Below are 9,883 nucleotides of genomic sequence, written 5' to 3'. Positions count from 1 at the left end.
CAGGCGCCCGCGGCGGCCGGGGGCGGAATCTTGGCCACCAGGCGGATGGACGCGGTGAGCGCCTCCAGCTGAAAGTGCGGCCGCAGAAACACGGTGGCGTTGTACGCGCCCAGCTGCCCGGGCACCTCGGTGACGTCGATGCGGGCCTCGCGCAGCGGGTACCGCGCCTTGGCCTGCTGCGGCGCGTCGTCGTTCAGCAGCACGTAGTCGGCGATCCAGCTGTTGAGCGCCTTTTCGATCCCGGCGCGGGTCTGGAACGTTCCCACCTTCTGCCGGCCGATCTGCTTGATGTAGTGCGCGAACCGCGAGGCGGCGAGCACGTACGGGAGCAGCGCCGACGCCTGCGCGTTCTCGCTGGCGGCCGGGTTGGTGTACGTCACCGGCTTCTGCGTGGTGGCGCCGCCGAAGAAGCAGGCGCTGTTGGTTCCCTTCTGGTAGCAGAGGGCGATGAAGCCCAGGTCGTTCAGCTCCTTTTCGCGGCGGTCGGTGATGGACACCTCCGTGGGGATCTTGGCGGTCGTGTCGCCGGCCGGCGTGGTGAAGGTGTAGAGCGGAAGCCCGTCTACCATCCCGCCGCCGTCGCCCATGCCGCGGATGGCGGCGCACCAGCCGTAGAGCGAAAAGGCCGCGGTGATGCGCTGGCCCAGCGCCCAGGCGCCGGTGCCCCACAGGAACTGCGTGTGCGTGGCGCCGTCCACCGTTTCCTCGAAGTCCATTCCCTCCACGGGCGAGGTCTTGGCGCCGTAGGGCAGCCGCATCATCACGCGCGGCATCACCAGCGACAGGTAGCGCGAGTCTTCCGACTTCCGGAACGCGTTCCACGGCGCCAGGTCGATGGCCTCGAAGATCTTGCTGAGGTCGCGCGGAATGGGAAGCCGCTGAAAGTCCGTCCACCCCGGGTCGAAGAGGCGGGGGCTCGCCGCGGCGATCATGGGGGCGTGCGCCGCCGCCGCCACCCCCGACAGCCGGGCCGCCAGGTCGGCGTCCATGGGCGAGCGGTCGAACTCGTAGTCGAACAGCAGGCAGCTGTACGGGTTGCCGCCAAAGGTGCCGTACTCTTCTTCGTACAGCTTCTTGAACAGGGCGCTCTGGTCGAAGTCGATGGCCTTGTTCAGGTCGTCCCGCAGCTCGTCCGTGGTGGCGGACAGCACCCTCAGCTTGAGCAGCGGGCCGGTGTCGCTGTTCATCACCAGCTGATTCAGCCCGCGCCAGCTCGCTTCCAGCTTCTGAAAGTCGGGGTGGTGCAGCACGTCGCTCACCATGGCGCTCAGCAGCAGGTCCAGCTCGGCGATGCGCGTGTTGATGCCGGCCGCCAGGGGCTGGCCCGCGGTGAAGCTGATGTTGCCGGCGAGCAGTTCGTCGATGAATGCCTGGTTGCGCTCGCTGGCGCGGGCGGCGGCGTCGTCGCCCACGATGGGCGCGTTGAAGGCGATGGTGCCCGGCGCGCCGCCCGTGGTGGGCGCGGCCGGCGCAAGAATGGTTGCTGCGTTGTTGCTCATGACTCCTGGTACTCCCGGGGATGGGTGGGTTGAGGGTCCGGCCGGCGGAGCGTCAGGACGCGGCGGGCGGGTTCAGAACGGCGACGGTGCTGAAGAAGCCGGGGATCGCGCCGAAGTCCGAAGCCACCGGGCCGACCGCCGTGTTCGCGGTGGTGATGGCCGTGGCGGCGTCCTTGTTCGCCTGCTTCTCCGCGTCGGCCGGCGTCCACCCGCCCACGGTCGTCTTGAGCGCCGTGATTCCGCTGGTGATGAGGGTGGTCACCTTGCCGGCTTCCGTGGCCAGGGTCTGCGCCTTGGTGGTGGCGTCCGCCAGCTTGGCGGCGTCCGCCGGGGCTGCCTTGGCGAGGGGGATGGCGGCCGTGAGGCCGGCCTTGGCCTTGTCGTACGGCGTGCCGCTCGCCAGCGCGTCCGTGACGGCCTTCTTCAGCGCGGCCGTCGTGGTGGCGGCCGCGTCCGCCGCCGTGACGGCGTCCGCCGCGAGCCCGAAGGCGGTCGACGCATCGTTCAGGGCCTTGTCGGCGACGGTCACCTTGGCGGTGACGCCGTCGAAGCAGGCCGTGGTGGCCTGGGTCCGCAGCGTGCTGTCCAGGTCGGCGCTGGTGCCCAGCGACGCCATAAGGGTGGAAAGCTGCTGCCGCAGCGTCATCACCGCCTTCAGGTCCGGGACGTGGTCGATGACCTGCAGCGGCCCGAAGTCCTCCATGCTCCGGAACGGCAGGCCGGTGATGGCCAGCGTGTTCGTGCCGTCCTTGATGGCGGACGTGCCCGTCGTGTCACGCTGGATAGTGCGCTTGGGCACGTCCTTGAGCGTGAGGGTGGGAGCCAGCCCCGCCATCACCGCGCCGAAGTTGTCGCGGTCCGTTTCCACGAAGCGGCGCTCGGGCATGGCGTCGTCCTGCACCGTGTTGCCCGCCAGGTCGCTGATCACCCCCACGATGAAGGGGATCTCCAGCTTGGCGCTGGAACCCAGCGTTTCCACGTCGTACGTGATCTGCACCCGCGGGGGGCGGTTGCGGCTCAGCCAGTGCTGCCTCTCGTTGGCGTCCATCTTCTCCTCTTTTCGTCCGATAAGGACAGGGGTGGGGGACGAATCCGGCCCGGCTGGCGGGATGCGTCTTTTTTGGCGCCGGCCCGATGCCGGCGCCGGAACGTCAGCGCCGCGGCTCCACGAGCCCCAGCAGCTTGCGCAGCGAGTTCAGGTCGTACCCTTCGCCGGCCAGCTCCACCAGCAGCTCGGCCAGGTCCATCTGCCCCCACGCCACGGCGCGGCGCACCAGGTGCGGGGTGGGGCTGTGCGGCTCGGTGCGGGCCAGAAAGGAGGCCGCCGCCTCCAGCATCCGGTACGCCTCGGCGCGGCTCCCCACGGGGTGGCGCGGGTCCGGCCCGGCGGGGGCCTGCGCCTCCGGCTCGGGCGGCGGGGGCTCGGCTTCCGGCCGGCGGGCCAGGAGCGCGTGCACCCACGGGTGGATCTCCACCAGGGTGTCGCGGGTGCGCGCCAGGGTGGGCGGCGCGTTTCCGCCCTCCTTGCGCAGCGCGGCCTGAAAGGCGTCCACGGCGCCCAGCGCCTGCGACAGGTCGTGCTCGGCCGCGGCGTAGAAGGCGCGCGGGGTGCGCTGGGCCGCGTCCTGAATGCGCGCGCGGGTCACCTCGTCGGGCGCGGGGCGCTCGCCGGGGTGCTGGCGGCGGGCGGCCTCGCGGTGGGCCGCGGCGCGCCAGTCGTTCCACCCGTACGCCTCGTCCTGCCCCCCGGCGGGGCGGGTGATGGCGACGCGGCGCAGGGCGTCGGGAAGGTGCGCGTTCACCCAGTCCACCGCGGCGGCGCCGCGCTCCGGCTCGTCCTGCCCCGCGCCCGCCTCCCACAGCGCGTGCAGCAGGCGGATTCCGTCGCGCGCGCCCGCGAAGCCGTACAGGTGCACCCACGACTCGGCCAGCATCGCCCCGGCGTGCGGGTCCTTGCTGCGCGTGGCCAGCGCGTCGCAGGCCCCCCGCGCCACGCCCGGCCAGTCGGCGCGCTTCAGTTCCGTTTCCCAGATCCCCCGCGGCAGCGTGGGGTCGTCTTCGCGGCGGGCCTCGCGAAGCAGGGCCAGGGTGCCGTCCGCGGACAGGCTCACCTGCCGCTCGGCGGGGATGGGCGCCAGCACGGCCTGCAGCGTCTCGGCAAAAGGCGGCGCCTGAGTGGCGGTGACGCTCATGACGGGTGCGATGCGGGGTCGGGAGTCACGCCCGGATCCGCCGGCGCGGGCGGCTGCGGCGCGGCGGCGATGGGGATGCACAGCATCAGCCGGCGCGGGCCGCGGGAGGGGGCGCACGCCACGGGCGGCAGCACCTGCAGCCGTTCACCGGGAATGACGAACCGCCGGTCCACGGCCACGCGGAAGTACACGCGCCCGTCGGCCGCCGGGAGCCCCGGCGGCGCGGCGATCACTTCGCGCGGGGCGCCCGGCCCCTCGCCCGCGGCCAGCGCCGGCATGCGCGAGGCGCTGGCGATGCGCGCCCGCGCCACCCACGCGGCCAGCTCGCGCCCGGTGAGGCCGCGCGGGGCCACGGCGCCCACCAGCAGCTCCGCCCGGTCCTTCCACGCGGGGCGGGGAAGAAGGCGAAACGCGCCGCGCCGGTGGCGGAAGGCGAACAGGAACCACGCGTCCTGCACCTCGTCCAGCGCCGTTTCGCAGAAGTCCAGCACGGCGCCCAGCGAGCGGTGCGGGTCGTCGTGGTCGTAGGCGGGAAAGAGCGGGGCGGGGACGCCGGGCCCCACCGGCCCCAGCTGCCCGGCGAAGTCGCACAGGGCCAGGTGCACCTCGCGCGGGTGCGCCACCCCGGAGTGCACCAGCGCCTCCAGCCGGGGAAGGGCGGCCGTCACCGCGGCCAGCCCGGCCTGCGCCGCCGCCGCCCGCTGCGCGTCTCCCGCGGCGCGGCCCCTGCGGACGGCACGCGCCAGCGACACCGCCCGCCCCCGCGCCGTGCACGCCAGGTCGGCGCAGCGCTCCGTCAGCGGCAGCCCGGTGGCGAGCGCCAGCAGCGGCGGCGCGGCGTCGTCCAGCACGAATCCGGCGGCGGTGCGGCGGATGCGCGCCAGGGGGAAAGACACCCATCCGCGCGGCCGCTGGGCCGAGACCACGAGGGTGAGCCGCGGCCGCATCCGCGCGACTTCCACCGCGCCACCCGTCCCCAAATCATCCTCCACCGTCTCCCCCGGCGTGCACTCCCACCGGGCCGGCGTCCCCGCCGCCGGCGCCGACGCGCGCGGGCGGACGGCCAGGTGCACGGTCAGCACGCCGCGCCGCGCGGACGCGGCGAACGGCTTCAGGTCGATCCGCAGCTCCGGATCGGTCCCGGCCTGGTAGCGGACGACGAGGCCGTCGGGCATCACCGCCTCCAGCTGCTGGATGCCCAGGACGCCGTCCGCCAGGGCGGGGCAGTCGATGGCCAGGCGCCGCACGCCCCAGTGCCAGGGCGCCAGCGCGGCCAGGTGGTAGCCCAGCGCCGCCTCCGCCTGCAGCGCGGACTGCTGAAAGTGCTGCGGCGCCAGCATCATCCCCTCGTACCAGGCCACCGGGTCGGGCACGGTGCCGTAGCGCGTGGTCTGGCCCGGGCCGGGGCCGGGGCGGCAGCCTTCGCCCGGGGGGATGGGCGTGGCCGGGGTGCGGGCGGGGGGGCAGCCGAAGCCGCCGGCGGGGCGCGTGGTCATGGCACCATCGTGGTGGTCTGGCCCGGCGAGGCGATGGTGATGACGCCGGCCCAGGCACACATCAGGGTGGACGAGGCGTTCAGCGTGGGCAGGCCGCCCACCAGCACCGTGGGCGAGCCCGTGATCCAGGGCGCCGGGGTGACGGGAACGCAGGGTTGCGGAGTCAGGACGCCGAAGGCCGCGGCCGTCGCGGCGGCCACCATCGGGTTCGCCAGGGAAATGCAGGTGCCGAACGGCGGCACGTTCACCATCGGCGCGTGGTCCATGATGGTGGCGGCCGGCGTGCCGGTGGTCACCCGGTTGGCGGGAAGCACCACCAGTTGGCTCGGCGCCGCGCCGAAGCTGCAGGAAAGGGTGGCGCCCATGCAGGTCTGCAGGCTCATCGGGGTTTCTGGCTCGGGTCGGGGCCGCTCGCGGGCAAAAGATCGTGTTCGCCGTTCGGCGGATCGGGGACGGCGCGGGGCTGTTCCGCCCATTCGGCGCGCCGGGTCAGGCGCGCCAGCACCTGCAGCATCCACAGGAACAACCACCACCGGGCGCGCTCCCCGGCTTGGGTTTCGTTTCCGTCCGCAGATTCGTCGTCGAACCGCGGGATGGAGATTGTCCCGTCCGGCTGCGAGCCGCTTTCCGTCGTCTCGCCCGTGGCGGATTCGGAATCGATCGCGATCGGGTGACCGGTGCGGGGCGCCTGGCCGCCGTTGCCGGCACCGTCCATCGTCCGTGGAGCGATCGCGATCGGCGGATCGAATGCGGCCGGCTGCCAGGCGAAACGGGGCCCGTCGAAGATCTGCGGCGCGATGAGCAGAGGCGCGTCCCGGTCGCGCGGTGCGGTCATCCTGCCTGATCGCGGCGGGACGGCACCCGGTCCATCTCCGGAGGCGGCGTGCGGCTCGTCATCCGCCGCGCCGGGCAGATCGAGCGGCGGGCGGCGATCAACCGCGGCCGGCGCGTCGAGGGGATGAAGGGCATCCAGCGCGGCCTCATCCGCGACGCGATCCGCGCTTCGCCGCGGATTCGCATCCGCCGGGCGCGGTCCATCCACAGCCGCCCCGTGCCGTCGATCCGCATCCGCCAGGGACGCCGGGTGCACCGCGTCTTCATCCACCGGAGCGGCGGGGACGGGAGGGGCGGGGCCGTCCGCGGCGGTCCAGAGGCAGAGGACAGAGAAGACCGGGACGCCCTGGCGGAACCAGGTGCGCTGCTGCTGCCGCCCGTCCGGCGCGAAGCTGTCCAGCGCGCCGTCCGGCACCCCGGCGCGGTAGCCGGCACGGGAGCGCATGGTGCCGCCGGGCCAGAACTCCGTCGCCGTCCCCTCCTGCACCCCGGCGCGGAATTCCGCCGTGCGCGCCACGCCGCCGCCCTCGAAGTACCACGCCGGAACGCCTTCGATGTGGTCCGCGGCCCAGGGCACCACGGCCGCCGTGCTTCCGTCCGGGTGCCAGGAGGTGCTCACGCCATGGCGGATTCCGGCCACGTACCGCACCGCCTCGCGCCGCACTCCATCTTCCCAGCGTTCCGCCGTCCCGTGCAGCACGCCGTGGCGGTAGCGCGCCCGGTGCGTCCGCCGGCCCTGCTCGTCCCACGCCGTCGTGGTGCCGTGCAGCAGCCCCGCGCGGTAGGCGGAGCGCAGCCGTTCGCGCCCGTCCTGGCAGGTGCGCGACACGCCGTCCAGCACGTCGCCGCGCATCCGGGCCCGCTCGCGCAGCGACCCGTCGCCGTTCAGCGTCTCCGCCGTGCGCCGCGGGAGAACGGGCGGCGGCGGGGGAGGGGGCGGCGGCCCCGGCGGCGGGCACCCGGGAATGGGCGAGCGCGCGCGCATCAGTTCAGCTTGACGAGCGAGCCCTTGACCGAGGTGATTCCGCTGCTGGACACCTCGGCGCTGGCGCTTCCCTTGGCCGTCAGCGTCGTTCCGGCCTCCGCGCTCAGCGAGGTGCCGCCCTTGACGGAGAGCGAGGTCCCCGCGCTGGACGCCAGCGAGGTGCCCGCTTCCAGGGTGATGGAGCCGCTGGCCTTGATGGTGAGGTTGCCGGTGACGCTCAGGACGTAGTCGCCGCCGCTGTCGTGCGTGAACTTCGCCTCGTTGGTGTGCGTCTCGTCGCCGGTGACGGTGACGGCGCGCTTGCCCTTGATGGTGGTGGTTTCGTCCTTCTCCACCGCCACGGTGCGCGACCCCTTGGTGACGGTGAGCGCGTCGTCGCCCTCCGCCAGCGTGACGGTGCGGTTGCGGACCACCTCCACCATCAGGTCGCGCTGGGCGTGCAGGTACAGCTCTTCCTTGTCCTTTTCGTCTTCCAGGCGGATTTCGTTGAAGCCGTCCCCCCCTGGGGAACTGCTGCTGCGGAGCGTGGTGCGGGTCTGCGCGTCCGGAAGGCCGTACGGAACCGTCTGCGCGGCGTTGTACACGCACCCGGTCACCAGCGGGCGGTCCGGGTCGCCCTCCAGAAAGGTGACCACCACCTCCTGCCCCACCCGGGGGAGGACGAAGGCGCCCCAGCCCTTGCCGGCCCACCCCTGCGCCACCCGCACCCAGCACGAACTGGTTTCGTCGCCCGCGCTGTCGCGGTCCCAGTGAAAGCGCACCTTCACGCGGCCGTAGCTGTCCGTCCAGATCTCCTCGCCGCTCTTGCCCACCACCACCGCGGTCTGCGTTCCGGGGATCACCGGCTGCGGCGTGCGGCGCGCGGGCCGCGGGGGAACGGTGGCTTCCACCGCCTCGAAGCGGTTGGACGCGGCGTCCTGCGTGGCGTCGGACTCCACGGCGAGGAGGAGGTAGGCGCCGTCCGCGCCGGGGCGGTCGTGGCCGGAAAGGGAGAAGCGGTGCCCGGCGCAGAAGGCGCGGCAGGTGCTGGTGCCGCGCAGCCGGGCCGCGCCGCTTTCCGCCGCTTCGGCCCGCAGGCGGGCGTTGCGGTCGCCCGCGTCCTTGCCCGCAAAACCGCCCGGGTAGTCGTAGACCACGAAGCCGCCGTCCTGGCCCCCGGAGTCCGCGCGCAACGTGGCCGCGGGCGTTTCAAAGTTGTAGTCGCCCAGGATCACGCGGCGGGTGGCCAGCCCCTGTTCCACCGTGCAGGTGAGCACCGTGTCGTCCATCTCGCGGTCGCGCTCCGAACGGGCCACGCGCGCCGCGCCCAGCCCGGCGCAGTCCGGGCTCTGCCCGGGGTCGTCCGCCAGCACCAGCGTGTGGGCGCCCTGCTTGTGCTCAAAGAAGTACCAGATCCCCTCCTCCTCCATGAGCCGCGAGGCGAAGTCGAAGTCCGATTCGCGGTACTGCACGCAGAACTCGCGTTTGGCGTACGCGCCGGACAGGGCCACGCGCACCGGGTGGCCGGTGAACAGCGTGTCGAGGATCTCGGGCACGGACTTGTTCTGAAAGATCCGGCAGGTGGCGCGCAGGGTGAGCAGCCAGAGCCAGGGGCGCAGCTCGGCGCGGTAGCGGGTGCCGCGCACCGAGGTGGCGCCCTGGCCGAACCGCGTCACCACTCCGTCGATCCACCGCGGGTCCTGCCCGGGACGCCCCAGGGCGACGGAAAGCGACTTCCCCACGATCCCCGAGAAGTCCACCGCGGCGTCCTCGGAGTGCAGTTCCACCTCGTAGCCGAACGGCTCCGACACTGCCTCGCGCCCCGTCACCCGGTCGGGGATGAGCACGTCCGCGCCGAGGGTGGAGTGGACGGTCAGTGCGGCGTGGAACTGCGAGGTTTTCATGCGGGAGGAGAGCGGCTGGTGCAGAATCCGGTAGCAGCACCGGGCGGGGAGACAAAGGTTTATCCAGCGGGCTCGCGGAAGCAACCTCTTTTTTCGCGTTGGCTTTGATAAGAGCGATCGGCCGTCTTTGAGGCCCGTTGAGAGCGCACTTACGGCCGGTCGCTGCCGGGTTCCGCGGCAGGGACACTGGCCAGGAACTCTGCCCTGGACCGGTTGCGCACCCCGGTGTCCCACGGACGGGGCGCAGGCCGCGTCCCACCCGGGACAGGTGCGTCCCAGAAATCAGGCGGGGAATGAAAGAAGCCCCGGCCGGCGGGTGCCGGTCGAGGCGAAAGTCGGGGACCGTTCAGAGTGTAACGTCCGCGTCGCTAGGGAGGTTCACGGTCCAGCAGCAAATCCGTACAGTCGGTACCGTGGCCTCCGTGCACCCTCCGTGAACTCCGTGAGAGACGCGGTTCGTCGTTGCTCGCGACGGACGCGGTTCTCGCCGGCTTCAGCGGATGCGCAGGGCGGGGTCGTACCAGGTGGGATAGGCAGGAACGGGATTGCGGATGAACTCCAGCGTCCGCTCCCGCCAGCGGGCCAGCGCGCCCGGCGCCTGCCACTCGCCCTCCGGCCGCCCCGTCGCCAGCGTCACGTGCTGCACGCGCGCCAGCGTCCGCAGCGCAGCCACCTCTATCCCCGTCGCCGCGTCGGTGTCGGGCAGGTACACGTGCCCGGGATCGTTGCTGTCCGCGCCGTACCCCTGCATCCCGATCCGCGCGGCGATGTCGTGAAAGCGCGCCAGCTGCCCGGGCGCCACGTCGTAGTCCGCCGCGCGCGCCGCGGGGCGCCCCAGCCGGTCCACGCGGCAGTGCCACGAGGTGAGCGTGCTGGTCACGAATCCGCCGGGGCGCGACCGGCCCTGCTGGAACAGGTACGCCTGCCGCTCCGCGGACCGGTACGTCTCCCGCCGCCGCGCGCGCACGCCGGCCTGCGCCAGTTCCTGCTCAAA

General features: G+C 73.0%; 7 protein-coding genes and 1 pseudogene. All 8 read right to left on the bottom strand.

Annotation, left to right across the window (positions count from 1 at the left end; all coding sequences use genetic code 11):
* A partial coding sequence (gene tssC / locus VF665_RS03540; RefSeq protein ID WP_331052026.1) for a type VI secretion system contractile sheath large subunit occupies positions 1–1,499 on the bottom strand: 1,499 nt, incomplete at its 3' end.
* 52 nt (positions 1,500–1,551) lie between these two features.
* Entirely contained in the window at positions 1,552–2,547 is a 996-nt protein-coding gene (gene tssB, locus VF665_RS03535) for a type VI secretion system contractile sheath small subunit (RefSeq protein WP_331052025.1), read from the bottom strand.
* Between the two features lie 103 nt (positions 2,548–2,650).
* Positions 2,651–3,691, bottom strand: coding sequence for a type VI secretion system protein TssA (gene tssA / locus VF665_RS03530; protein WP_331052024.1), 1,041 nt, complete (start codon positions 3,689–3,691; stop codon positions 2,651–2,653).
* A complete protein-coding gene (gene tssK, locus VF665_RS03525) occupies positions 3,688–5,187 on the bottom strand; it encodes a type VI secretion system baseplate subunit TssK (RefSeq protein ID WP_331052023.1) in 1,500 nt (499 codons plus the stop codon). Before tssK ends, tssA begins: the two co-directional genes overlap by 4 nt.
* On the bottom strand, positions 5,184–5,570 hold the full coding sequence (locus VF665_RS03520) for a DUF4280 domain-containing protein (RefSeq protein ID WP_331052022.1): 387 nt from the start codon (positions 5,568–5,570) through the stop codon (positions 5,184–5,186). Before VF665_RS03520 ends, tssK begins: the two co-directional genes overlap by 4 nt.
* Positions 5,567–7,006, bottom strand: a complete 1,440-nt coding sequence (locus VF665_RS03515; RefSeq protein WP_331052021.1) for a hypothetical protein — start codon at positions 7,004–7,006, stop codon at positions 5,567–5,569. Before VF665_RS03515 ends, VF665_RS03520 begins: the two co-directional genes overlap by 4 nt.
* On the bottom strand, positions 7,006–8,889 hold the full coding sequence (locus VF665_RS03510; protein WP_331052020.1) for a type VI secretion system Vgr family protein: 1,884 nt from the start codon (positions 8,887–8,889) through the stop codon (positions 7,006–7,008). Before VF665_RS03510 ends, VF665_RS03515 begins: the two co-directional genes overlap by 1 nt.
* Before the next feature lie 493 nt (positions 8,890–9,382).
* Positions 9,383–9,883: pseudogene (locus VF665_RS03505) on the bottom strand (hypothetical protein); the annotation flags it as partial.

This window comes from Longimicrobium sp., assembly GCF_036387355.1.
Classification (GTDB): Bacteria; Gemmatimonadota; Gemmatimonadetes; order Longimicrobiales; family Longimicrobiaceae; genus Longimicrobium.
The sequence above is the reverse complement of the archived record's forward strand: the minus strand, read 5'-3'. Positions and strand labels throughout refer to the sequence as shown.